This is a genomic window from Roseateles sp. 22389 (assembly GCF_052044995.1).
GTDB lineage: Bacteria > Pseudomonadota > Gammaproteobacteria > Burkholderiales > Burkholderiaceae_C > Roseateles.
The window spans coordinates 217,932-241,496 of record NZ_JBQEOF010000003.1; the positions used below are offsets into that span (position 1 = coordinate 217,932).

The window sequence follows — 23,565 nt, forward strand, 5'->3', positions numbered from 1 at the left end:
CGCGGGCTGAACGCCGGCTTGAGCGGGCTCGCGGCCCGCACCCATAATCGCCGCCGACCTCCGGCGCCGCCAAGCCTTTCGGAAGCGTTCGCGCCTCCGGCCGCGGGGCATCCCCGCGGCGCTCTCCACAGTCAGACATCCGGCGCGGATTCGGCGCCGCGCTACCGCGCGGACCTGAATCGGCGGGACCGGTGAGTTGGCGGTCGCTGGAGGTCACCCCTTGCCGTCCGCCGCGGACCGAGCCCTTTTCCCCGGTCGCGTCGCTGATCCTGGAGAGCCTCCACGCCAATGAGCCTTGCCGCGCCGCTGACCTATCCCCGCTGGATCGCGCTGGCGCTCGCGCGGGCGCTGCAGACGGACGACGACGCGCCACGCGGCCGCGAGGCCCATGCGCTGCAGGCGCGCGCGGAGCAATGCCTTGGCGCCGAAGCGCGCCCTTGGCTCACGCCCTTGTGCGCCGAGCTGGCGCGCTGGGCGGGGCCCGTGTGGCTGGCCCACTCGGTGGCGAGCCTCGCCGACGCGCTGCAAGCGCTCGAGGCATTCCACGCCGGTTTCGATCCGGAGCGCCCACGGCCGACGGTGCGCCGCCTGCTGCTGCGACCGTCTCGCCTGCGGCCGCCTCCGCTGGCGCTGGCATCGCTGGTGCGGCCGGACTGGTCGACCGAGGCGGATCTCGCGGCCTGGCTCGGCCTCACGCTCGACGAGCTGGATCACTTCGCCGGTCCCGCGCGCCAGTACCGCGAGCGCACCGCGACGCCACGCCAACCGCATGCGCATCCGACGCCCCATTACCGTGGCCTGCTCGTGCCCAAGCGCCGCGGCGGGCTGCGCCTCATCGAGGCCCCGATGCCGCGGCTCAAGACCCTGCAGCGCCGCCTGCTCGACGACTTCCTGCAGCAGTTGCCCTGCCACGAGGCGGCGCACGGCTTCGTGCGCGGCCGCAACGTCGCGACGCACGCGGCCGGCCACGCGGGCCAGGACTTCGTGATCCGCTTCGACCTGCGCGACTTCTTCCCGAGCATCGGCCGGGCGCGGGTCCGCGCGACGCTGCGCACGCTGGGCCTGCCGGACGCGGTGGTGGAGCGCCTCGTGCTTCTGTGCCTGACCCGCACGCCCGCGCCGCTGCGCGAGCGACTGCGCGAGGACGACTCGATCGATGCCGACGGCGCCCGGCGCCTCGCGTCCTTCCACCTGCCGCAGGGCGCGCCCACCTCGCCGGTGCTGGCCAACCTGTGCGCGTTCCCGATGGACCTGCGACTGGACGGATTGGCGCGGCGCTTCGGTGCGCGCTACACGCGCTACGCGGATGACCTGGTGTTCTCGGGGCCCGCCTCGCTGCGCCGCGATCAACGCGCGCTGCGCGCCTGGGTCACAGCCATCGTCGAGGACGAGGGCTTCCGCCTGCGGCGCGACAAGACGCGCGCGATGCCGGCGGGCGGGCGCCAGTCCGTCACCGGCGTCGTCGTCAACACGCGGCCGAATCTCGCGCGCGAGCGCTACGACCGCCTCAAGGCGGAACTGCACCAGCTCGGCCTGCGGTCGCGATCCGTCCCGGTGGATCCGGCCTTGCGCGCGCCGCTGCTGGGCCGGCTCGCCTGGGCGCGGCAGTTCCTGGCGGCGTCGCGCGTCGAGAAGCTGACGCGCATGCTTGCGGCAATCCAGTTCAACGCGGATCGCTGACCGGGCTCAGTCGGCGCGCAGCGCGGCCCCGCGCTCCTCCAGCAGCTGCGTGAGCAGGCTGCGGTGGCAGCGCTTCGGGTCGTCGCAGTAGCAGCCCACCGACAGGTTGGCCGAGTGCGACAGCGCCGCCAGCGCATCCAGCAGCTGCGACGGCGCGGACTCGCCCATCTCCTTGCGGTAGGCCTTGGCGAAGGCGGACCATTGCCGGTCGTCCTCGGCCGCCTTGCCCTGCGCCATCAGCTCGGCGCTGGGCGCCAGCAGCGGCAGCCAGCTGTCGTAGTAGCCCAGGCGTGCGTAGTCCTCCTTGCGGATGCCACGCGGCGGGCGGCGCACGGTGCCGAGGCGGGCGCCCTCGTCGGGCAGGCGCGGCGTGACGCCGAGTTGGACGATGCGGATGGACATGGCGATGCGGGTGCGCAGGACTGGGAACCGGCCAGCTCCGAGCCGCGATTGTGCCGCCCGGACGACTGGCGGCTCGCCAGCGACGCGCGCCCCGCGCGAGCCCGCGTCGCGCGCCTCACTTCACGGTGACGAAGATCGGGTTCGAGTAGAACCACAGGCTGCCGTAGTTGCGGTCGTTGATCTGGTCATGGCGCGTCGCGTTGTCGGCCGTGTTCACCGGCTGGTCGGCGAGCGGCTCGCCGCCAGCGCTCAGGCCGGGCACGTCCTCGGCCAGGTTGGTGCCGCGCAGGCGCAGGTACTGGCTCCGGCTCGCCGGGAGCGTCGTCGTGACGCTGTAGTAGCCGTCCGCGCCCAGGGTCCAGTCGGCGCTGGTGAAACGCTTGAGCACCCGCGTCGACGGATTCGTCGCCACGTCGTAGGCCGGCGTGCCGGGCGCCGCCTTGGGGCCGACGTCGCCGACGATCAGGTCGACGTGATGCACCTTGGGCACCATGTTGCCGAGGTTGCCGCTGTTGACCGGCCGCTGATAGTTGTTCACCGCCGGGCTCTTGAAGCGCAGGGTGACGGTGACCGTCTGTCCCGCGCTGGCGACCAGCTCCTGACCCATGGTCGCCTGGCCGCCGCCGGCCGCGGCGCGGAAGTCCAGCGCGTTGATCAGGTCGCCGAACACACCGAAGCCGCGGCCCGCGCGCAGGCTGCCCAGCAGGCCGGCGACGCCGGTGCTGCCCTTGGGCTGCCACACGTAGTTCTTCGCGTACTCGCCGGGGTAGTAGCCGCTGCTGTTGCCGGCGGCATCGATCTCGAAGTGCGAGTCGGAGTTCGCGACGTTCCAGATGCGCCGCCCCTCCCCCAGCAGCGCGTCCCACACGCCGCCGAGCTGGGCGACGACGTAGTCGGTGCCGCCGTAGGTGCGGTTGGGCTTGTTGGCGTCGATGTAGGCCGAGGTGTAGCCGCCGCGGTTGGGCTCCATCTGGTTGCCCACCATGCCCTCGATCGCGAAGACGATCTTCGGCGCGAGGTCATTCATCTGCCGGAAGTCGGCGATCGTGTACTTGCCGGGATTGCGCGACGGATGGTTGATGACCGCGTAGCTGGTGTCCGGGTAGTTGTCCTTCAGCCAGGCGATGCCCTTGAGCGCGTCCGCGGCCGTGGCGTTGGCGCGCTGGCTGTACTTGGCCTTCCAGCGGGCCAGGTCGTCCGCCTGGAACAGCGACTCGTCGCCGTTGGTGAAGACGTACTGGAACTCCTTCATCGCGCTGGCGGAGGTGGCGAGCGTCGAGTCGCCTTCGAAGATGCCGATGCCGATGTGGTCATGGGTGGGTGTGTCCCATTCGAAGCCCGAGAAGATCAGCTTGCCGGTGTAGCTGCCGGCCGCCTGCAGCGCCTTGACGCGGGGCATCTCGTAGGCGGCCATGCCATAGGCGAAGGCCACCGGCGCCGGCAGCAGCTTCGCGTCGTTGTCGTACTTGGACGAACGCAGATGGTTGGTGACCGCCATCCAGTCCAGCCCGTGGGTGGTGAAGGCCTTGCCGAGCACGAAGTCCAGCGTCTGCGTCGTGCGCGAATCGTCGGACTGGACGGTGTGCACGTGCAGGTCGCCGGTCGTCCAGGCGCCGGCTTCGGGCTCGGGAGCACCGCTGCCGTTGCCGCTGCCGCCGCAGGCGGCCAAGGCGAGGGACAGGAGGCCGGCCATGGCGCCCGCCGCGGCGAGGCGGCCGCGGTCAGCGTTGGCCGTGACGTCGGTGTTGGCCGTGACGTTGGAGACGATGGCGTCGACGGGTTCGGGAGAATCGGTGCGGACAGTGTTCACAAGCAGGGGCCGCCCAAAGGCGGGGCACGGGAGGGAGGAAGCCCGCGAGTCTGTCCACGCGCGATGACGACCCCATGAACGACGCCCCGGAGATGCATTCGTTGCACCTCCGTTGCGATTACCCACCGTGATCGGGCGCCTTGCGCCCGGCACGCGTTCAGTTCGCCCCGTCGGCGCCCGCCCTCGGCACGCTCAGCCGCACCCGCAGCCCGGTGCCCGTGCCGGCGTCCAGCAGCTCCAGCCGGCCGCGGTGCCGCTGCGCGATGTCCAGCGCGATGGCCAGGCCCAGGCCGCTGCCGGTGCCCTTGGACTCGCTGCCGCGCTCGAAGCGGCGCAGCGCGCGCTCGCGCTCCTGCGGCGGGATGCCGGGACCGTTGTCCTCGACCTCCATCCGCGACCACTCCCCGTCGCAGCCGGTGCGCACCGTGATGCGCGGCGCCGGTCCGGCGTAGTTCAGCGCGTTGTGCAGCACATTCGCCAGCAGCTCGCGCAGCAGGAAACCCTGGCCCAGCGCGGGCGCGCTGTCCAGCTCGAACTCGATGTCCGCGCCCGACTGCAGCGCGCGCGGCACCCAGTCCTCGGCCACCTGGGCCGCGATGTCGCGCAGGTCCAGCGGCTGCTCGCGGCCGCCGGGTTCGGCCTCGGCGCGCGCGATCGAGAGCATCTGCGTCGCCAGCCGCGCGCTGCGGTCCACCGAGCCCTGCAGGCGCTTGAGCACCGGCTCCATCTGCGGGTCGTGCGGCTCCAGCAGGGCCAGGTCGATCTCGGTGCGCAGCGAGGTCAGCGGCGTGCGGAGCTGGTGGGCCGCGTTGGCCAGGAAATCCTGCTGCGCCGACGATGCCCGCCGCAGTCGCTCGAACAGCCGGTTGAAGGCCGCGATCAGGGGCCGCAGCTCGCCCGGCACGTCGGGCTGCAGCGGCTCCAGGCGCGCCAGGTCGCGCTGCTCCAGCTCGGCGCTCAACCGCGCCAGCGGCCGCAGGCCGCGATAGGTCGCCCACCAGCCCGCGCCGGCCAGCAGGATCGCCATGCCGCCGATCAGCAGCACCACGACGACCGCCAGCTGCCGCTGCAGCGCATCGCGCTTGTTGAGGGTCTCGGCGACCAGGATCTGGCAGACCGAGCGGCCGCAAGTGGCGCCCAGCGCCGCGGCGCGCAGCGACTCGCCGTCCAGCGTCGCCAGCGTGAAGAACCATTCGTTGGGCTTGCGCCGTGGCAGCTGGAGCCGCGCCAGTTGCGCGTCGCCGAGCAGCACCTCGCCGGCCGGGTCGAGAACGAGGTAATAGATCCGGTCGGTGCGGTCGAAGCGCAGCGCGCGGTCGGTCGAGCCGGAGACGTCGACGAACACGGTGCCGTCGCGCTCGCGCAGCAGGCTGGCCACGGCCAGCGCGGTGTCCCCCAGCGCCTGGTCGAGCCAGGAGATGGCCGTGTCGTGCATCACGTCGTAGAGCACCAGGCCGGCGGCCGGCACCGCCACCAGCACCGGGGCCATCAGCCAGATCAGCAGCCGCTGCTTGAGGCTGAAGGTGCGGTGGCGCGGCGTGTCGCTCATGCCGCGGGTCAGGCCTTCGCCGCCGGCGCGGCGGGCATCTCCTCGAGCAGGTAGCCCAGGCCACGCACGGTGCGCAGCTGCAGCCCGGCCGGCTCGATCTTGGCACGCAGCCGCGAGACGCAGACCTCGATGGCGTTGTCGCTGACGCCCTGCTCCCAGCCATTGCTGGCCGAGGCGATCTGCTCCTTGGCCACCACCTTGCCGGCACGCGCCAGCAGGAAGCCCAGCACGTCCCACTCGCGCGCCGACAGCGCCAGCGGTTCCTCGGCGATGAAGGCGCGGCGCGCCTCCAGGTCCATGCGCAGCGTCGATAGCCGCAGCTCGTTGCCGGTGCGCGCCTGGCTGCGGCGCACCAGCGCGCGGGCGCGGGCGATCAGCTCGCTCAGGGCGAAGGGCTTGACGAGGTAGTCGTCGGCGCCGCCCTCCAGGCCGCGCACGCGGTCCTCGACCGCGTCACGCGCCGTCAGCAGCAGCACCGGCGTCGTGCTGCCCTGGGCGCGCACGCGTCGCAGCGTCTCGAAGCCGTCGATGCCGGCCAGGCCGATGTCCAGGATCAGCAGGTCGTAGCGGTCCTCGCGCAGCGACAGCGGCACCGGCTCGCCACGCGCGCTGACGTCCACGACCCAGGACTGCGAGCGCAGCGCCCGGGCGGTGGATTCCGCCAGGAATTCATCGTCTTCGACCAGGAGGATTCGCATGGAGCGGCAGCATAAGCCTTGAGCCTTGCGGGGGCCAATCCGAGACCTGTCAGAAACCTGAGGGCAACGGCGCCGACAGCTTTCCGACAGCTTCGCGTCAAGTCCGCAACAGCGAGCTTGGACAGACTGCCGCCCATGCCGAACATCGTTGCCCCGTTCTCCACGACCGCCGCGGCCGCAGAGCCGCCGCCGGCGCCCGCGCTGGATCCGCGCCCGGCCGTGCTGCTGCTGCACGGCCTGTGCGCGAACCCGCTGGAGATGATGCCGCTGGCCCGCGCGCTGCGCGATGCCGGCTACGTCGTGGAGGCGCCCGCGCTGGACGGCTACGGCGTGGTGCCGCCGGTGGCCGGGGCGCCCGCGCCGGCGCGCCGCCGCGCGGTCCCGCCCTTCGAGGCCTGGGTCGAGATGGCCGCCGCGCATTTCGACACGCTGGCCGCCCGGCATGCCCGCGTGGCCGTGGGCGGCCTGTCGATGGGCGCGGTGCTGACGCTGGCGCTGGCGCTCGAGCGGCCCGCGGCGGCGCTGATGCTGCTGTCCACCAGCCTGCACTTCGACGGCTGGAACGTCTCGCCCTGGCGGCGCCTGCTGCCGCTGGCCTATGTGCCGCCGCTGCGCCAGTGGCTGAGCTTCCGCGAGACGCCGCCCTACGGCATCAAGAACGAACGGCTGCGCGAATGGGTCGCGCAGGCGATGAACGCGAGCCATGTCTCCGCCGCCGGCGCCGACCGGCTGCCGGCGGCCTCGCTGCATCAGGCGTCGCGGCTGATCCGCCACGTGCGCCGGAACCTGCACCAGATCGCCGCGCCCGCCGTCGTGCTGCACGCGAGCGAGGACGACGTCAGCGGCGCGCGCTCGGTGCTGGAGCTGCAGCGGCGCCTGGGCGCGACGCCCGAGGTGCACTGGTTCCACCACAGCTATCACATGCTGACCCTCGACAACGAGCGCGGCGCGGTCACGCAGGCCGCCCGTCAGTTCCTGCTTCGCCAGGTGCCCGTCGCGGCGCCGGCCGAGCGTTTTTCCCCTTTGACCGCGACCGAGGACCTCCCCCATGAGCAACACGCTTGAAGAACTCCGCCAGCTGGCCTGCCACGACCTGGGCATGTCGGCCGACGACCTGAAGAACGACGTCACCTTCGCCGAGCTGGGGCTGGACTCGCTGATGCTGGTCGACTTCATGTTCGCGGTCGAGGACAAGTTCCACATCGAGATCGACCACGACGCCGCGATGAAGCAGCCGACGATCGCCGGCCTGGCGGCACTCGTGGACGCGCTGCTGGCGGGCGACGGCGACGCCGGCACGCCGGCGGCGTCCGCCACGGCGGTCGCGGCCTGAGCGCCGCCAGCCGCATGAACGCGGAAGCGGTATGGATCACCGGCATCGGCGCCTGCAGCGCGCTTGGTCCGGACGCGGCCTCGTTCGCGGACGCGCTGGCGCAGGGACGGTCGGGGATCGCGCTGCAGCCGGGCGATCCGGCGCGCGGCGTGGCGCCGTTCGCGGCGGCGGCGGTGACGCAGGCGCTGGGCCAGGACATGCCGCCGGCGCAGCGCAACCTGCACGACCGGCACAGCCTGATGGCGCTGCAGGCTGCCGGCGAGGCCTGGGCCCAGTCCGGCCTGCCGGCGACGGCGCCCCGGCCCGAGCGGGCGGCGGTGGCCTGGGGCACGGGGCTGGGCGGGTCGAATGCGCTGCAGCAGTCCTATGGCGAGCACCTGACCAAGGAGACGCCGCGCATCCATCCCTACACGGTGGTGCGGGTGATGAGCAACTCGGCGGCCTCGCACCTGGCGATGCGGCACGGGCTGAGGGCGGCGATGCTGACGATCTCCAACGCCTGCGCGTCGTCGGCGCAGGCGATCGGCGAGGCGCTGATGCTGCTGCGCCAGGGTCGCGCGGACCTGGCGCTGGTGGGGGGCTCGGAGGCGATGCTGAATCCGGGCTCGGTGGCCGCGTGGCAGGCGATGGGCGTGATGGCGCCGCCGGATCCGGAGGATGTCTCGCGCAGTTGCCGGCCCTTCGACGACGGCCGGCGTGGCCTGGTGCTGGGCGAGGGCGCGGCGGCGCTGGTGCTGGAGACGGCCTCGCACGCCCGCGCACGCGGCGCGTCGGCGCTTGCCGTGCTGGCCGGCTACGGGCATAGCGTGGACGCGGTGCACCTGTCGCGGCCCGATGCCGACGGCCAGGAGCGCGCGCTGCGCGCCGCGCTGGCCGACGCGGGGATCGGGCCGGCGCAGGTCGGCTACGTGAACGCGCACGGCACGGCCACGGACGTGGGCGACGCGGTCGAGGCCGAATCGCTGGCGCGCGTCTTCGGCCCGCGCGGCGTGCCGGTGAGCGCGACCAAGGCGCTGCACGGTCACCTGATCGGCGCCGGCGGCGCGCTGGAGCTGATCGCCTGCGTTCAGGCGCTGCGCCGTGGCGAGCTGCCACGCAGCGCGAACGTGCGCACAAGCGCACTCGAGGAGATCGCGGACGTGATCCGCGAGCCGCGGGCCTTCGACCCATCCAAGTCGATGGTCAGCAATTCCTTCGCATTCGGCGGGAGCAACGTGTCGCTCGTCATCAGTGCAGCGTGAGGTCATGACGCCTAAGCTGGCCGAATGACCGTTGCGTTCACACCGTTTGATCCGATAGACGGCCTCGACAGCATTGAGGCCGTCTTGATCTATGAGCTCGAGGCACAGGCCACGGGCGACATAGCCTACATCGTTCACGCGATGACCATTGCTCAACGCGCACGGTATCGGCTGGCAGCCATGGCCAACCTCAACTTGAACCCTTCTCCCGCTTCACCTCAAACCGCTCCAACAGCGTCGCCAGTTCCGCCGCGGAGCGCAGGCCCAGCTTCGTGAACGCCCGCGCGCGGTGGACCTCTACCGTGCGGATCGCAATACCGAGTTCATCCGCGACCTGCTTGTTCAGCTTGCCGGCCGCCACCAGCACCGCGACCTCACGTTCGCGGTCGGTCAGGCTGGCGAGCCTGCCGGCCACGTCCGCATGAGCGCGCGATTCGCGCCAGCGGTGGACGTCCGTCGCGATCGCGCGCTGCACCTTGTTCACCAGCGCCTGGTCGTTGAACGGCTTCTCGACGAAATCGACCGCGCCCTTCTGCATCGCATCCACCGCCATCGGGATGTCGCCGTGACCGCTCAGGAAGATCACCGGCAGCGGCACCCCGCGCGCGATCAGCTCGTCATGCACCTGCAGCCCGGACAGCGGCTCCATCCGCACATCCAGCACGATGCAGCCATGCGGATCGATCGCCTGGTCCAGCGCCTCGAACAGCGCCGGCCCGCTCGCATGCGCGTCCACCCGCAGACCGTGCGAGCGCATCAGGAAAGCCAGCGCGTCGCGCACCGCCGCCTCGTCGTCCACCAGGTGGACCGTCGCCTGTGGGTCGCTCATCGCGCGCCCTCCTTGTATGAATCGACGCCCGCCTCGCCCGCACCGCACGGCCCGGTCTCCTGACACAGCGGCAGCGTGAAGCTGATCCTCGCCCCACCCAGCGCGCCCGCGCCGGCCTCCATGCCGCCGTGGTGCGCCTCGATCACCGAGCGGCAGATCGCCAGCCCCATGCCCATGCCTTCGGCCTTGGTCGAGTAGAACGCCGTCGTCAGCTGATCGATGCCGCGCCCCTGCAGCCCGGGCCCGTTGTCGTCGACGTCGACGCGCACGAAGCGCTCGCCCACGCGCTGCGCGCCGATGCGCACCTGCGCCCCGGGCCGATGGTGCAGTTCATCCAGCGCGTTGCGCACCAGGTTGATCAGCACCTGTTCGATCAGCACCGCATCGGCCTGCACCTCCGGCAGCCCGGCGGGCATCTCGACGTCCACCCGCACGCCGCGCAGGTCGCGCTTGAGCAGCGCCAGCACCCGCGCGACGAGTTCCGGCATCGCGCAGCGTTCCGGCTGCGGCGCGCGCCGCGTCAGGAAGGCGCGGATGCGCTGCACGATGCGCCCCGCCTCCTGCGCCTGTTCGCCCAGCCGCCGCAGCGCCTCCATGACGATGTCGTCATCCGGATGCCCTGCCCGCTCCAGCGAGCGCAGCGCCCCCGCGTTGTAGCCCGCGATCGCCGCCAGCGGCTGGTTGAGCTGATGCGCCAGCGCCGAGGCCACCTCGCCCAGCGTGCTCAGCCGCGCCTGGTGCGCCAGCGCCTCGGTGCGGCGGCGCTCGCGTTCCTCGGTCTGCTTGCGCGCGCTGATGTCGACGATCGACCCCATCCAGCCGATCTGCACGCCGTTCGCATCCACCAGCGGCGCCTCGAAGATCATCACGTCCAGCTCATGGCCGTCGCGATGCATCCAGCGCGCCTCGTAGCCCTCGCGCGGCGCGCCGCCCGCCATGTTGCGCTGGTGCCGGCGCAGGCTGTCGGCCATCTCGTCGGGCAGCCAGTACGGCATCGGCGGCAGGCGGCCCAGCAACTCCTCCGCGCCATAACCCACGAGGTCGCAGAACGCGCGGTTCACATGGGTCAGGCGGCCGTCCAGGTCCCGCCCACGCAGGCCCACCGTCAACGAATCCTCGACCGCGCGCCGCCAGGCGGCCTCGGTCCGCGCCTCGCCTTCGGCGCGCCGAACCTCGCGCATCTGCCGGCGCAGCATCGCGCTCGCCAGCGCCGACAGCAGCAGGAACACGCCCATCAGCCCCGCCGCCAGCGTGTACCACCACGGCCGGTGCGGCACGCGCGTGTTGAGCTCGAGCCAGGTCTCGCGCATCGCGGGATCGACGCTGACGCGGTAGCTCTGCGTCCCGGGCAGCGCGATCGCATCGCCCGTCTGCGCGAGCCGCTGCCCGAGTCCGTCGACCAGGCGCACGTCGTACTTCTGCGCCAGCCACCACGGCAGCGTCTGGCGCAGCAGCGCGCTCGGCGCGAAGCGCACCACCAGCCGCCCGCCCTGCGGCCGCGCCGCGCTCCAGTGCGCGGTCAGGCCGCCCTCGTCCAGGCTCACGCCGCTGCGCTCCTTCGACGGCGCCGTCGCCTGCGGCACCTGCTGCGGCACATGCGCGATCACGCGGTTGTTGGCATCCAGGACGGTCGCGCTGACCCACAGCCGGCGCAGGCCCTCGGCCACCGCGCGGTGGTTGAGCAGCATGCGGTCGTCGACCTGGCCCGGCAGCTGCAGGGCGAGCCGGTCCACCGCCGCATGCTCCGCGTTGAGCCAGTCCGAGATGCGCGCCTCCAGCGACAGCGCGTCGGTGATCAGCGTGAGCCGTTCCTCCTCCAGGTCGCGGACGTCGCTCAGCCGCAGCCACACGCCCACCGACGCGGCAAAGGCCAGCGCCAGCAGCAGCGGCAAGGCCCAGCTGGCGCGCTTGAGCATCTGGAGCAATCGTCGGGACACGGCCATGGCGGCAGTCTAGGCGTTGCGCGACGCGCGGGCCGGGCGGCGGGCGCTGCGGGCTCCCCCAATGTGGAAGTCCACAACTGGCCGCGCGCAGGCCGGATTTCCACAATCCGCTCCATCCCGCAGACCGGCCCCGCGCCGGCGCCTTGGATCCCGAGAACACCAGGAGACCAACATGTCCGCCACCTTCCATCGCCGCGCGCTGCTGTCCGTCGCGCTCGCCACCGCCGGCCTGTGCGCCGCGCTCGGCACCGCCACGAGCGCCTTCGCCCAGGCGCCGATCGTGATCAAGCTGAGCCACGTCGTCGCCCCCGACACGCCCAAGGGCAAGGGCGCGCAGCGCTTCAAGGAGCTGGCGGAAGAGCGCAGCAAGGGCCGCCTGAAGGTCGAGGTCTATCCCAACAGCCAGCTCTACAAGGACAAGGAAGAGCTGGAGGCGCTGCAGCTGGGCTCGGTGCAGATGCTGGCACCGTCGCTGGCCAAGTTCGGCCCGCTGGGCGTGAAGGAGTTCGAGGTCTTCGACCTGCCCTTCCTGTTCAAGGACGACGCCTCGTTCCGCAACACCACCAACACGCTGGGCATGGAGCTGTTCAAGAAGCTCGAGCCCAAGGGCATCAAAGGCCTGGCCTTCTGGGACAACGGCTTCCACATCATGAGCGCCAACAAGCCGCTGCACCACGTGGCCGACTTCAAGGGCCTGAAGATGCGGATCCAGTCCTCCAAGGTGCTGGACGCGCAGATGCGCGCGCTGGGCGCGATCCCGCAGGTGATGGCCTTCTCCGAGCTGTACCAGGCGCTGCAGTCGGGCGTGGTCGACGGCACCGAGGGCGTGCCGTCCAACTTCTACACGCAGAAGACCTACGAGGTGCAGAAGCACACGACCCTCAGCAACCACGGCCACCTGGCCTATGCGCTGATCATCAACAAGAAGTTCTACGACGGCCTGCCCGCCGACCTGAAGGCGGTGGTGGACAGCAGCGTCAAGGACGCCACCATCTACGCCAACGCGATCGCGCAGACCGAGAACCAGCAGGCGCTGGAGAAGATCAAGGCCAGCGGCAAGACCACGATCTACACGCTGACGCCGGCCGAGGTGAACGAGTGGAAGCTGGCGCTGATGCCGGTCCACAAGGAGATGGAAGGCCGCGTCGGCAAGGCCACCGTCGAGGCTGCCTACAAGGCCGCCGGCTTCGTCCCGCCGACGAGATAAGTTCCCCCCTACCGGCTGACGCCGGCCCCCCAAGGGGGCGGACCCCAGGAGCCCGGCAAAGCCGGTTCTCCGGGCTCCCGCTTGATGAGTCCGCCCGCCTGGGGCGGCGTCCTGTGTGCCGCGCCCCTGTTCTGGGCGGCGCGGCCTTCTTTTGTCTGAAGGAGATCACCATGTCGCTGAGATGGCTCGATCGATTGGAGGAGAGCCTGATCGCTTTCCTCATGGGTGCCGCGACGCTGGTCATCGCGATGGCCGTGCTGCATCGCTTCCTGGCCGGCGTGCCGCACCTGCAAGATGCCGTCATCCGCATCGACGTGAGCTGGGCGCAGGAGCTGTGCATCTACATGTTTGTGTGGATGGCCAAGTTCGGCGCCGCCTACGGCGTGCGGGCCGGCACCCACGTGGGCGTGGACGTGCTGGTGCGCAAGCTCAGGCCCGAGCACGCGAAGTACCTGGTGATCTTCAGCCTGCTGGCCGGCGCGGTGTTCACCGCGACCATCGGCACGCTGGGCGCGACCTTCGTGTGGGAGAACGGCGCGCACTACGCGTTCACGCATGCCTTCGGCATCGAGAACCCCGACCTCTTCGAAGGCCCGACCTCGCCCGACCTGGAGATCCCGACCTGGATCGCGTATTCGTGCGTGCCGCTGGGCTCCTACCTGATGTGCTTCCGCTTCCTGCAGGTGTGCTGGCACTTCATCCGCACCGGCGAGGCGCCGCACGCGGACCACGGCCACGTCGAAGGCATCGAGGATGACGTCGCCGCGGTCGGCGCGGCCAAGACAGCCGAGGAAGCCGCCAAGGGCTCGAACGGCTCGAAGGGAGATCGCGCATGAACACCCTGATCATCTTCTCGCTGCTGGTGGTGCTGATGCTCACCGGCATGCCGATCTCGATCTCGCTGGGCCTGACGGTCCTGACCTACCTCTTCACGATGACGAACGTGCCGATCGAATCGGTCGCGCTCAAGCTGTTCACCGGCATCGAGAAGTTCGAGATCATGGCCGTGCCCTTCTTCATCCTGGCGGGCAACTTCCTGACCCATGGCGGGGTGGCGCGGCGGATCATCCACTTCGCCACGACCATGATCGGCCACTGGTACGGGGGCCTGGGCCTGGCCGGCGTACTGGCCTGCGCGATGTTCGCGGCGATCTCGGGCTCGTCGGTCGCGACGGTGGTGGCGGTGGGCTCCATCATCCTGCCGGCGATGACCAAGCAGGGCTATCCGAAGCAGTTCGGGGCGGGCGTGATCACGACGTCCGGCGCGCTGGGCATCCTGTTCCCGCCGTCGATCAACCTGGTGATGTTCTCGATCGCGACGGCCGGCATGAGCGCCACCGGACCGAATGGCGAGGTGGTCGGCACCGCGTCGGTGGGCCAGCTGTTCATGGCCGGCGTCGTGCCGGGCGTGTGCCTGTCGCTGCTGCTGGGCATCACCACCTGGTACCGCGCCAAGAAGTACGACTACCCGCGCATGGTCAAGGCGACCTGGGCCGAGCGCTTCAAGGCCTTCCGCGAGAGCTTCTGGGGCCTGATGCTGATCGTCGTCGTCATCGGCGGCATCTACAGCGGCAAGTTCACGCCGACCGAGGCGGCGGCCGTGGCCGCGGTGTATGCCTTCATCATCTCGGTCTTCGTCTACAAGGACATGGGCCTGAAGGACGTGCCCAAGGTGCTGCTGAAGGCGGCGGCGATGAGCTCGATGCTGCTGTACATCATCACCAACGCGGTGCTGTTCAGCTTCCTGATGGCCTCCGAGCAGATCCCGCAGACGATGGCGGCGTGGATGTCGGCGCAAGGCTTCGGGCTGGTCGTGTTCCTGCTGCTGGTCAACCTGATCCTGCTGGGCGCGGGCAACTTCATGGACCCGGCGGCGATCGTGCTGATCATGGCGCCCATCCTGTTCCCGGTCGCGGCCAAGCTGGGCGTCGATCCGGTGCACCTGGGCATCCTGATGGCGGTCAACATGGAAGTCGGCCTGTGCCATCCGCCGGTGGGGCTCAACCTCTACGTGGCGTCGGGCATCACGAAGATGGGCATCACCGAACTGACGGTCGCCGTCTGGCCGTGGCTGCTGACGATGCTGGGCTTCCTGCTCGTCGTGACCTACTGGCCGGGCCTGTCGCTGGCGCTGCCGAGGGCGCTGGGGTTGGTCGGCTGACCGTCCCCGCGACGCCCGTCGACGGCCAGGGGGATTCGCGACGCTCAGTCCGCCGCGTAATCCCCTGCCGACGAGGCCGTCGCGTCCGGCGCGAGCCGGAACAGGCATTCGATGAACGGCCCAACCTCCGACCACGGGGCCTGACGACCATAGAACTCCGCCAGCGACCGGCCCACCTCGACCGCCGTCGGCTTGCCCGACGACCAGTGGGCCGAGAACGCCGCGCGTACATCGGCCGCCGAATGCAGGTCGGCGTCCTGATGCGCGTAGGAATGGAACTCCTTCACCCGTCCCGGCGCGGCAAAGGTCCCCGCCGCCCCTTCGCACTTGGCGCCGACGACCGGCTGTTCCCGCTTGACATGTGCCCTTGAGAACGAGTCTTGCACCGTGTGAAAGAGGCTTCCGAAGGCCACCGCCGCCAGGTAATCCGGCTTTCGGATGTTGGGGTTCCCTAGCGCGAACAGGTCTTGCACGCTCCATCCATTGGCGCCAAAGACGTCGACGATCCCCGCGATGTGCCGCTGGTGGGCGACGATGTCCCCACCGCCAATCTTCTTCGTCGCCACATGCCAGGTGAACTCCGCCCACATCAGGATCCTGGCGCGGGTGGCTTCCGGCAGTTCCCCATCCGCGGCGCCCATCGCGTGCAGGAACTGCATGTCGCCAAAGTGCGAGCGCACCAGCAGCGGCGCCGTCTTCGCATCGAGCTTCTCGCCGCGCTTCGCGCGCTTCTTCCCATCGAGAAAGACCTTGGCCCAGCACTCCGGCTGGACCACCAAGCGGACCGTCTCACCGGGCTTGCATCCGGAGTACCTCCCGAAAGAGGACTCGAAACGGAATGGTGGGTCGTCATTCCAGCGCACGCCCGCCAGGATGTAGGCCTGGGCGGGGTCCCAATCCGGGTCGGAGCAAATGTCCGCGTCGCCCTCGCAGTCCAAGGATCGGTTGGTGATCTCTTCATGCACTGGCGAGCCAAAGCTGCCCACGCCCCAGTTCACCAGTTTGCCCAGCAGACGCTCCCCGGTGGGCTGGCCCTTCTGTGCCAAGCGACGCTCGAACGACGTCCCCGCCGGTGACAACTGATACGCGCTCGCGGAGGTGAGTCCACCTAGGCACAGCACCAACGCGAGCAACAGACCGTGTGTCTTCATCACGCCTCCCATGTTGTCGTTGATTCTCCGAGCGATGCCCGCTCCTCCAGCGGCAGCGCTCTCCTTCTAAACGGAATCTCGGGGCCAAACCCGACATGGCCAACGAAACCCGGCGGCCTGGGACGCGCATTCATCAGCCTCCCCCTAACTGGTGGGGGTGGACCGAGTTCCCGACCGCCTTACGATTCGCCGCCGCCGAAGCCCCTGGGGCAACCGGTAGTCGACCTGCTCGAAAGGAACTGCCTTGCCTTTCCGGAACCGTCTCTTGGCCGTCGGCTTGGCGGCGATGCTTGCGGGCTGCGTCAACCTGCAGGCCATCAGCACCTATGCCGAATCGGCGGCCGGCGTGGCCGGCGCCACCGATGTCGCCAAGCGATGGCGTGATTCCAACAAGAAGCTGCGCGAGCAACGCCTCGACGGCGATGTGTGCCCCATCGGCTACACCGGCCGACTTCCTCAAGCGCAGTTCGACGCCGCCTACGACGACGCGGAGAAGCTGCACCAGGCCATGAGCGCGTACTTCACCGCCCTCGGTGAACTCGCCTCGGACCAGTTGCCCGACCTCGCCAAGACGGCCGCTCCTTCGCTCGAGGGCATCAAGGGCGCCGGCGCCAAGGTGTCGCCCGAAGAGGAGGCCGCCGTGCAAGGACTGTTCGCGCTGCTCCAGCGGGGGCTCGACGCCTACCGCCACAAGAAGCTCCGCGAGCTGATGACGTCCTCGCATGACGACGTCGCGCGCGTGCTGGGCCTGATGCGCAAGCTCGCCGACGTCTACGCCGAAGGCCTGCGGGGCGAGCGCATCCAGGCGATCAACTTCGTGAAGTGCGAGATCGGGCAATCCGATCTCGGCGACAAGTACCTCGGCCGACGGGAGCTCGCTCGCGTCGGGGCGGACTACGACAAGGAACTGAGCGCGATCGCCACCTACAAGGCGGCACTTCAAAAGCTCGCCGACGACCACGACCGGATTCGCGGCGCGCTGGCGATGGACCGGGACGCGATGACGCGCACGCTGAAGGCGATCGCCGCGACGGCCAAGGAACTCGACAAGGCGCACGACGCCGTGGCCAAGCTCTAGGGAGGGCGCATGACCGACACGACCCTGGCGTACAGCGCCGACGAACTGGTGCAGCTGGCCAAGGCCCTCGACGACATGGCCGAGGCCATGCCGGTCGGCGCGCCCGGCCCCGACGGTCTGACAGCGATGCGATGGAGCCAGTCGCTCGGCGGAGCGGCGCAGAACCTGCTGTTGATGGCGCAGCGGGACTACCTCGCCGACACCACCGAGCCGCTGGCGGACATCGTCGTCACGACGAAGGAGGCCACCGCGGCGCTGGCGAAGATCAAGGCCATCGACAAGATCGTCGAGGTGGTGGGGGACGTGATGCTGCTGGCCACCGTCATCTGGCTGCAGAAGTGGAACCTGGTGCTGCCGACCGTCAAGGAGCTGCGGAACGACATTCGTTCGGTGTGAGCGGGCTCGTCAGCGCCGAGGGCGCGCGCCTTTGAGCCCCGCACTGGCTGGCGCAGCGGCCTTCAAGTCGTCCGCGCGGCAGAGCCATCGCGCCAGCCACAAGCCTCGACGCATGGCGTTCAACTCCTCGATGCGGGAGGTGGTGAACCGCTGACCGGTACGCCGCTCCAGCGCCCGGAGTGCCTGGATACGAGCGAGCGATGGGCCGATCCCGGTGGTCAGCACGTAGGTCACCGCGGCGCCCAGGACGGGCATGGCGAGCCACAGCACGTCGTCGCGTTGCAGTCCGTTCAGTTGGAGCAGCAGTGGCAGGTTGAGCGCCAAGGCGGCCAGGAAGGCGACCCGACCCATCGTTGGTGGACTGCCGGCGATCGGCAGCGGACGAAGTCGATGCTGCTCCAGGTCGACGATGGGCATCAGCGCGACGGGGATACCTTCCTTGGACGGAGACAGCCGCCGCCGCTCCGCGAGGTAGCCCAGCAGCAGTCCACCGGTGCCGATCGCCGCGGCCACGGCCACGGCGACGCCGTGGAGCTCGGGGCGCCCCATTCGCCATACCAGCGAGGTGGTCGACGCCACCAGCAGGCTGCCGAAGAAGATCAACGCCAGGACGAAGCTCCACAGCGCCTCCCCGGGCGAGAAGCGGCTTCGGTAAGTCATGTGCATGCCCGACAGCAGAAACAGCAAGCCGGTGAACGGCGCCACCGCCAGCACGATGCGCGGCGCCAGCAGGAACGCCCACATCGCCGGCACGATCAGCACGCCGGCAATCGCCATGGCGACCGGCGTGCCTTTCAAGGTGGAGAGGTTGTCCGGAGGCCTCACCGAGCCATCCCGAGCGCGGCGCGCGCCTGGTTCTCCGCGAAGTCGGCGCCACCAGAAGCGTTCCAGATGACTTGCACCGCAACGCCCGCCGCCAAGCCGATCAGCACGAGAGGGGCGCCCACCACAGTCAGGCCCAGACCAGCGGTGATCGCTACCGCCACGGGGACCGCGGCGACGCTGGCGGCCAGTCCCAGGGCGTTGCCGCTTTGGTTGCGGGCAGAGGCGACCAGGAACTTGTTGGTGTCGAAGGACCGGATCTGCCGCTTGCCGTTCGCGTCCAGATCGAATTCAATGCTGCTCCACGCGTCGAGGGCGGCTGTGGGGGCAAAGGTGATCAGGCCGGTCCCCAACTTCCCCGTGGACCAGCCCATGCTCCGGGCCCATCGGCTTTCCGCGGCGACCGCCCCCGCGCCTTTGACCTGACTGGCCGTTGGAGCGGCCCAGCGCGTGGAGTGGGTCGTGCCCTTTGCGTTGGTACGCCATTGGGTTCCCGGAATCGGCGCGGCAACCGTCAATGGCAGGTTTCGGATTCTCAGCCGTAGACGCGGCAGCCCCTTTCCCTGGTTGGCGTTGTACAGGTCCATGAACTGATTGATGCGGACCGTACGTGAAGCGCCAGAGGCGATCTGCTGCGCGGCAGTGCTGAGGCGCGCGGCTGTCTGGCCCTGCATGCCCATCATGGTCGCGGTCTGCGCCGCGGCGAGACCGTTGCCAATGATGTTGCCGGGTCCCACGCCCGCCGAGCGGATTTCGGACTGCACGCCGGCGCCGCCCCATTGCCCGAAAAGATAGTCTTTGAGCCATGGTGGGAGATCGTCTTCTGGGCGCGGTCCGGGGCCGGGACGGGGTGCAGCGACGGGCATTGGCACTCGGGCGACCGGCATGGTCGGCTCCCAGCTTCGCAACGTATGCAAGACGCTGGGCTGTTGAGCGAGCAGTCCCCGCAACAGACCCTGACCGACGGGCGTGTCCAGGTCAAACTCGCCACTGAACGTCTCAGCGCAAAGATCCCAACCGTCAGCGGCACATTGACCCGCGGCCAAGCCCTGCCGGGCAAAGGCCTGCCGATGCGCCAGCACTTGCAGCCTGCATTCAGCCGCCTTGTTTTGTGCGATCTGTTGCGCGGGACTCGTCATTCGTGTCTCCCTGATCCGTGTCGGAGGAACCATCGATTCTGAGTGCTGCAACGGTGCGGGAAACAGTCGAAGGTCACACCGCCCTCGCATGCCCGCGCACCGCGGTCGGCGCGAAGCCGAATCGACCGCGGAAGCGCACCGCGAATCGCGATGGCGAGTCGTACCCGACCGCCGATGCGATCTCGGAGACCGGCCGGGAGGTGGCCTGCAGCAGGACCAGCGCAGAGGCCATGCGCACATCCGCGATCAGCTCGCGCAGCGTCACGCCCTCGGCCGCCAGACGGCGTCGCAGCGTGGCCTCCGACATGGCCAGCGACCGGGCGATGGCGTCGGAACTCCATTCACCGTCCAGTCGCGCCGACAGCATGGCCCGGATCCGCGCCGAGACCCTCGCGTCGTCAGGCGGCACGCGCAGCACCATGCCCGCCGCGAGCAACCAGTGCGCCACCTCCAGCATCTGCTGGCGCACCACCGCCTCGGGCCGCGACGGGTCCGGGGCGAGGCCATGCCGCGCGCGCTCGAAGGCCTCGGCCAAGCCATCCGGCACGCGGCGCAGCACCCGCGCCGGAGGCGGGGCCACCTCGGGCGCATCGGCAGAGGACTGGCGCTGCGCGGTGGCCAGGTAGTAGGGATCGTCCAGCACCGTCCCGCCGAACATGAGCCAGCGCGCCTCGTAGCGCTCGCCATCGGTGATGCGGTTGTGGAAGTCGACCGTGTGCCCGCCGGCCAGCAGCAGCACCTGGCCGGGCAAGGCCCGGACGGCGCCGCCGCGCGCGGGCTTGACCGTCTTGATGCCCCGGTCGACGACGATGACGGCCGGCCGCTCGACGCGGATGCGCACGATCTCCAGCCCTTCTCCCTGCATGACGTGCGCGGCCACGCCCAGGCCGGGCCTGACATGCAAGGTTCGCGCGAGCTCGGCCCCGGTGGCCAGGCTCACGCTGCCGCGGGCGACGCTCAAGGCGATGTCTTCACGCGATGCAGGGCGCACAGCTTGTTGCCGTCGGGGTCACGGACGTAGGCCAGGTAGAACTGCCCGAGCGAATCGACGCGCAGGCCGGGTGGCTCCTCGATCGAGACGCCGCCATGGGCCACCGCCGTGTCGTGGAAGGCATGGACCTGCTCCGGCGACGCGCAGCGGAAGGCAATGGTGCCGCCGTTGGCGAAGGTCGCGGGCTCGTCGTTGATCGGCTGCGCGATGCCCAGCGTGCCGCCGTCATGGCGGTAGAACAGCCGCTGGTGGCCGGACTTGGCCTGGTGCGGCATGGCCCCGCCCACCCCGAGCACGCCCAGCACCTGGTCATAGAAGCGCCGCGCGCGGTCGATGTCGTTGGTGCCGATGACGATGTGGTTGAACATGAACGCTCCTTGTGGATGACGCAGCCAGTGTAGGCAGCGCCGGCGCCGGCTCCTCGCCGCGTCCGTTCAAGTTCGGTGCCGATCCGATCAGGCGTCCGTCGATCAGCCTTCAGCATCGGACGTCAACGCGCCGCTGCCGGTTCGCCCGAGTCGCGATGCAGCGCGCTCACATCCGCCCTCGGCGTCATGCCGACCAACTGGCGGAAGTCCCGGATGAAATGCGCCTGGTCGAAATAGCCCAGGCGCTGGGCCAGTTCGGCGTCGGGCTTCGCTTCACCGCTCTGCAGCAAGGCGAGCGCCTCATGCAGCCGGTAACGAGCGATCACCCATTTCGGACTCGCTCCGACGTAATGCCTGAAGTCCCGCTGCAAGCGACGTGCGGACTCTCCCGTCATCGTGCACAGCTGTTCGACCGAAGTGATGCCCGCGTCACGGCCTATGACGTCGACGATCTCCGCCAGCCTCGCCCCGCGCGCATCCACCACCGGCGGAACTCGCGCGCGCAGCACAGCCTCGATGCGCGTCTTCCCCGCCTCGGGAGCGTCAGCCAGCGGCGGATCCAGCAACCGATCCACATCGTCGCCCAGCAGGCCGCGGGCATCGACCTGCCGGTCCATCAGGTCGGCCGCCGGCGATCGCAGGAATGCCGGCAGCGCTCCGACCTTGAACTTGACGCCATGCACCCAACCGCGACCGGCAAGCGTCCGGTTGAAACGTGCTCGTTGGACGCCCCACAGGCGCACCGCGCCGTCTTCCACGACCAAGTGGACATTGGGATGGGGCAGCGTCGATTGAACCTGCGGCGGACATGCCCGGAGATCCCAGCTCACGAACCAGTGATGCTCGATCCAAGGCGCCAGATCGGCGCTGGGCGGCTGCTGGTCATGGTGGAAGCGCCCTGGCGCCAGTCCGGGGTAGAGAACGCCTCGCGCGCCGCGAGGGGCGTGTGCTGTCATGCGATGCCGATGTCGTGTTTTTCCTATCGCCGGGATTGCGGTTCCGGTGCAATGGGACGAAATCAACGCCCTCCCGATCACCATGCCAGCTCTTGCGACGAGTATCGCCGCGCTCCTGTCCGCAGGTTCCGCGATGGCCGCCCCGGCGCCCGAGGCCTCAGCGCCTGCCGTTTCCGCGAGTGCGCCGATGGCGCCGGCCCGCATCGCGCGCGGCCTCTTCGACCTGCGACTCACCGCCCAGCCACTGGAACCCGGCGAGGCGCCGGCTCAACCGGCCCGGACGCTGATCCACAAGCAGTTCCGCGGCGACCTCGACGCCAGCGGCATGGGACAGATGCTGTCCTTCCGCAGCGCGACGCCCGGCTCGGCGGGCTATGTCGCCATGGAGCGCGTGGAAGGGCGTCTTGCGGGTCGCAGCGGCTCCTTCGTGCTGATGCACCTCGGCGAGATGACGCGCGGTGCGCCTCAGCTGTCGGTTCGCGTCGTGCCCGACTCCGGCACCGGCGAGCTGGCCGGCCTGAGCGGCGACATGAGCATCGAGGCCCGCAACGGGCAGCACCTCTATGTCTTCACCTATCGCCTGCCCGGCGAGTAACGCGGACTGCGCCGCGCCGCCGGATCAGGCGTAGGTGTTGATGTTCCGCCCGAGCGTGCCCTCGGTGGCCAGGGCAGGCGCCTGCGGCAAGGCGGCGAGCAGAGCCGCAGCGCCGGCTTCCTGGACGTCCATGGCCTTGCGCAGCACCAGCAGGCCGGCGGCATTGCCGGCCGTGCCCGGCGTGCCGTTGGAGGCCTGCCTGACGGCGGCGTCGACGCTGGGGGAGTTGGTGATGACCATGCAGGCACTATCGGCCGATTCCGCGCCGACTTGAGCGGAAATTCACGCAGTGGACGCCGCTCCCGCGCCGAGCCACCTCGCCCGCCGCCTCACCCACCACGTCGCGCGCGGCCGTGGACGCCGCCTCAAACGCCGCCGCGGTAGCTGCCCAGCTCCGCCGACAGCCCCGCCTTCACCGCGCGCGTCATGTCATCGGCATAGACCTCGTCCTTGCCGTCGGCCAGCGCCGCCAGTACCTGCCGGGCGACGTCCAGCGGGTCGGTCTTCGGTGCGTCGATGCCCGCGGTCATGTCGGTGTCCATGAAACCGACGTGCAGCCCCAGCACCGCCGTGCCCTGATCCTTCAGCTCCTGGCGCAGTCCGTTGGTGACCGACCAGGTCGCCGCCTTGGACACGCTGTAGGTCGCCGCGCCGGTCAGGTTGAGCCAGCTCAGCACCGACAGCACGTTGACCACCGCGCCGCCGCCCTGCTCCTTGAGCACCGGCGCGAACGCGCGGGTCAGCTCGAGCGGCCCCACGACGTTGGTCTCGAACTCATCGCGCAGCGCGGCGATCGCCTGCTCGCCCATCAGCGGCGAGCCGCGGGTGATGCCCGCGTTGTTGATCAGCAGCGTGACGTCACCCGCCGCCCGCACCGCCGCGGCGATCTGGTCCGGCTTGGTGACGTCGAGCCGGAGCGGCGTCACGCCGGGCAGGTCGATGGACGCCGGATCCCGCGCCGCCGCGTAGATCTTCTTCACGCCGGCGGCCTGCAGCGCCTTGACGAAGCTCTTGCCGAGACCGCGATTGGCGCCGGTGACCAGCGCGACAGTGTTCTTGAAGTCCATGGTGAATCCTTGAGCAGTGGAACGGGGTGGAGTGGCTTTTTTCAATTTCACTCGACATGAATAATGTAATGTCGACCATCATCTAAACGCCGGACCGCCCACGCCTTGCCCCTGTCGGCGGAGGGGATGTCGCCAAGCCGCGCGGACCG

Annotated in this window: 24 protein-coding genes; 10 read left to right on the plus strand and 14 right to left on the minus strand. The window is 70.0% G+C overall.

Features of this window, described 5'->3' with window-relative positions:
• Positions 1-288 precede the first annotated feature (288 nt).
• Positions 289-1,680, plus strand: a complete 1,392-nt coding sequence (locus tag ACTJKJ_RS05935; RefSeq protein WP_091720238.1) for a reverse transcriptase family protein — start codon at positions 289-291, stop codon at positions 1,678-1,680.
• A gap of 6 nt (positions 1,681-1,686) precedes the next feature.
• Here ACTJKJ_RS05935 and ACTJKJ_RS05940 read toward each other — a convergent pair whose 3' ends face one another.
• The 4 genes from ACTJKJ_RS05940 to ACTJKJ_RS05955 all read right to left on the minus strand — a co-directional run bounded on the left by ACTJKJ_RS05940 (position 1,687) and on the right by ACTJKJ_RS05955 (position 6,139).
• The gene (locus ACTJKJ_RS05940) at positions 1,687-2,082 is read right to left on the minus strand and encodes a DUF488 domain-containing protein (protein ID WP_440819870.1); all 396 of its coding nucleotides are present in this window, start codon (positions 2,080-2,082) and stop codon (positions 1,687-1,689) included.
• Between the two features lie 115 nt (positions 2,083-2,197).
• On the minus strand, positions 2,198-3,892 hold the full coding sequence (locus ACTJKJ_RS05945) for an S-layer protein (protein WP_440819871.1): 1,695 nt from the start codon (positions 3,890-3,892) through the stop codon (positions 2,198-2,200).
• Between the two features lie 157 nt (positions 3,893-4,049).
• A complete protein-coding gene (locus tag ACTJKJ_RS05950) occupies positions 4,050-5,441 on the minus strand; it encodes a sensor histidine kinase (RefSeq protein ID WP_440819872.1) in 1,392 nt (463 codons plus the stop codon).
• An 8-nt stretch (positions 5,442-5,449) separates the two neighbouring features.
• Entirely contained in the window at positions 5,450-6,139 is a 690-nt protein-coding gene (locus ACTJKJ_RS05955) for a response regulator (RefSeq protein WP_099860596.1), read from the minus strand.
• A gap of 135 nt (positions 6,140-6,274) precedes the next feature.
• On the opposite strand from ACTJKJ_RS05955, the gene ACTJKJ_RS05960 reads away from it, so the two are divergent.
• The 3 genes from ACTJKJ_RS05960 to ACTJKJ_RS05970 are packed head-to-tail and all read left to right on the plus strand — an operon-like array spanning position 6,275 to position 8,713.
• The gene (locus tag ACTJKJ_RS05960; RefSeq protein ID WP_440819873.1) at positions 6,275-7,204 is read left to right on the plus strand and encodes an alpha/beta hydrolase; all 930 of its coding nucleotides are present in this window, start codon (positions 6,275-6,277) and stop codon (positions 7,202-7,204) included.
• Entirely contained in the window at positions 7,188-7,472 is a 285-nt protein-coding gene (locus ACTJKJ_RS05965; protein ID WP_091720218.1) for an acyl carrier protein, read from the plus strand. Before ACTJKJ_RS05960 ends, ACTJKJ_RS05965 begins: the two co-directional genes overlap by 17 nt.
• 14 nt (positions 7,473-7,486) lie before the next feature.
• Positions 7,487-8,713, plus strand: coding sequence for a beta-ketoacyl-[acyl-carrier-protein] synthase family protein (locus ACTJKJ_RS05970; RefSeq protein ID WP_440819874.1), 1,227 nt, complete (start codon positions 7,487-7,489; stop codon positions 8,711-8,713).
• Positions 8,714-8,903: 190 nt separating this feature from the next.
• Here ACTJKJ_RS05970 and ACTJKJ_RS05975 read toward each other — a convergent pair whose 3' ends face one another.
• Both ACTJKJ_RS05975 and ACTJKJ_RS05980 read right to left on the minus strand, forming a co-directional pair.
• A complete protein-coding gene (locus ACTJKJ_RS05975) occupies positions 8,904-9,542 on the minus strand; it encodes a response regulator transcription factor (protein ID WP_440819875.1) in 639 nt (212 codons plus the stop codon).
• Entirely contained in the window at positions 9,539-11,485 is a 1,947-nt protein-coding gene (locus tag ACTJKJ_RS05980; RefSeq protein WP_440819876.1) for a sensor histidine kinase, read from the minus strand. The genes ACTJKJ_RS05975 and ACTJKJ_RS05980 overlap by 4 nt, the downstream gene beginning before the upstream one ends.
• 172 nt (positions 11,486-11,657) lie before the next feature.
• Here ACTJKJ_RS05980 and ACTJKJ_RS05985 point away from each other — a divergent pair, with 172 nt between their 5' ends.
• The 3 genes from ACTJKJ_RS05985 (at position 11,658) to ACTJKJ_RS05995 (ending at position 14,853) form a co-directional block, all read left to right on the plus strand.
• Positions 11,658-12,692 (plus strand): TRAP transporter substrate-binding protein, encoded by a 1,035-nt coding sequence (locus ACTJKJ_RS05985; protein ID WP_183484522.1) that lies wholly within the window; start codon positions 11,658-11,660, stop codon positions 12,690-12,692.
• 176 nt (positions 12,693-12,868) lie between these two features.
• A complete protein-coding gene (locus ACTJKJ_RS05990; RefSeq protein WP_147240128.1) occupies positions 12,869-13,528 on the plus strand; it encodes a TRAP transporter small permease in 660 nt (219 codons plus the stop codon).
• A complete protein-coding gene (locus ACTJKJ_RS05995) occupies positions 13,525-14,853 on the plus strand; it encodes a TRAP transporter large permease (protein ID WP_440819877.1) in 1,329 nt (442 codons plus the stop codon). Before ACTJKJ_RS05990 ends, ACTJKJ_RS05995 begins: the two co-directional genes overlap by 4 nt.
• Before the next feature lie 44 nt (positions 14,854-14,897).
• On the opposite strand, the gene ACTJKJ_RS06000 is transcribed toward ACTJKJ_RS05995, so the two are convergent.
• Positions 14,898-16,004 (minus strand): hypothetical protein, encoded by a 1,107-nt coding sequence (locus tag ACTJKJ_RS06000; protein ID WP_440819878.1) that lies wholly within the window; start codon positions 16,002-16,004, stop codon positions 14,898-14,900.
• Between the two features lie 265 nt (positions 16,005-16,269).
• Here ACTJKJ_RS06000 and ACTJKJ_RS06005 point away from each other — a divergent pair, with 265 nt between their 5' ends.
• Together ACTJKJ_RS06005 and ACTJKJ_RS06010 are read left to right on the plus strand one after the other, a co-directional pair.
• The gene (locus ACTJKJ_RS06005; RefSeq protein ID WP_440819879.1) at positions 16,270-17,082 is read left to right on the plus strand and encodes a hypothetical protein; all 813 of its coding nucleotides are present in this window, start codon (positions 16,270-16,272) and stop codon (positions 17,080-17,082) included.
• Positions 17,083-17,091: 9 nt separating this feature from the next.
• The gene (locus tag ACTJKJ_RS06010; RefSeq protein ID WP_297389392.1) at positions 17,092-17,478 is read left to right on the plus strand and encodes a hypothetical protein; all 387 of its coding nucleotides are present in this window, start codon (positions 17,092-17,094) and stop codon (positions 17,476-17,478) included.
• 9 nt (positions 17,479-17,487) lie between these two features.
• Here ACTJKJ_RS06010 and ACTJKJ_RS06015 read toward each other — a convergent pair whose 3' ends face one another.
• From ACTJKJ_RS06015 to ACTJKJ_RS06035, 5 genes are all read right to left on the minus strand, one after another.
• Positions 17,488-18,276 carry a hypothetical protein gene (locus ACTJKJ_RS06015; protein ID WP_440819880.1) on the minus strand — a complete coding sequence of 263 codons (789 nt, stop codon included), beginning with the start codon at positions 18,274-18,276 and terminating at the stop codon, positions 17,488-17,490.
• A gap of 23 nt (positions 18,277-18,299) precedes the next feature.
• Complete coding sequence (locus tag ACTJKJ_RS06020) at positions 18,300-19,439, minus strand: hypothetical protein (RefSeq protein WP_440819881.1); 1,140 nt, start codon at positions 19,437-19,439, stop codon at positions 18,300-18,302.
• Positions 19,440-19,512: 73 nt separating this feature from the next.
• Positions 19,513-20,400 carry a helix-turn-helix transcriptional regulator gene (locus tag ACTJKJ_RS06025; protein WP_440819882.1) on the minus strand — a complete coding sequence of 296 codons (888 nt, stop codon included), beginning with the start codon at positions 20,398-20,400 and terminating at the stop codon, positions 19,513-19,515.
• Positions 20,397-20,798 (minus strand): VOC family protein, encoded by a 402-nt coding sequence (locus ACTJKJ_RS06030; RefSeq protein ID WP_091720163.1) that lies wholly within the window; start codon positions 20,796-20,798, stop codon positions 20,397-20,399. Before ACTJKJ_RS06030 ends, ACTJKJ_RS06025 begins: the two co-directional genes overlap by 4 nt.
• Positions 20,799-20,920: 122 nt before the next feature.
• Positions 20,921-21,754, minus strand: a complete 834-nt coding sequence (locus ACTJKJ_RS06035; RefSeq protein WP_440819883.1) for an AraC family transcriptional regulator — start codon at positions 21,752-21,754, stop codon at positions 20,921-20,923.
• Positions 21,755-21,941: 187 nt separating this feature from the next.
• Here ACTJKJ_RS06035 and ACTJKJ_RS06040 point away from each other — a divergent pair, with 187 nt between their 5' ends.
• Positions 21,942-22,349 carry a DUF3224 domain-containing protein gene (locus ACTJKJ_RS06040; RefSeq protein ID WP_440819884.1) on the plus strand — a complete coding sequence of 136 codons (408 nt, stop codon included), beginning with the start codon at positions 21,942-21,944 and terminating at the stop codon, positions 22,347-22,349.
• Positions 22,350-22,373: 24 nt separating this feature from the next.
• On the opposite strand, the gene ACTJKJ_RS06045 is transcribed toward ACTJKJ_RS06040, so the two are convergent.
• Together ACTJKJ_RS06045 and ACTJKJ_RS06050 are read right to left on the minus strand one after the other, a co-directional pair.
• Positions 22,374-22,589, minus strand: a complete 216-nt coding sequence (locus ACTJKJ_RS06045) for a putative motility protein (protein WP_440819885.1) — start codon at positions 22,587-22,589, stop codon at positions 22,374-22,376.
• A 125-nt stretch (positions 22,590-22,714) separates the two neighbouring features.
• A complete protein-coding gene (locus tag ACTJKJ_RS06050; RefSeq protein WP_440819886.1) occupies positions 22,715-23,416 on the minus strand; it encodes an SDR family oxidoreductase in 702 nt (233 codons plus the stop codon).
• Positions 23,417-23,565: the final 149 nt, after the last annotated feature.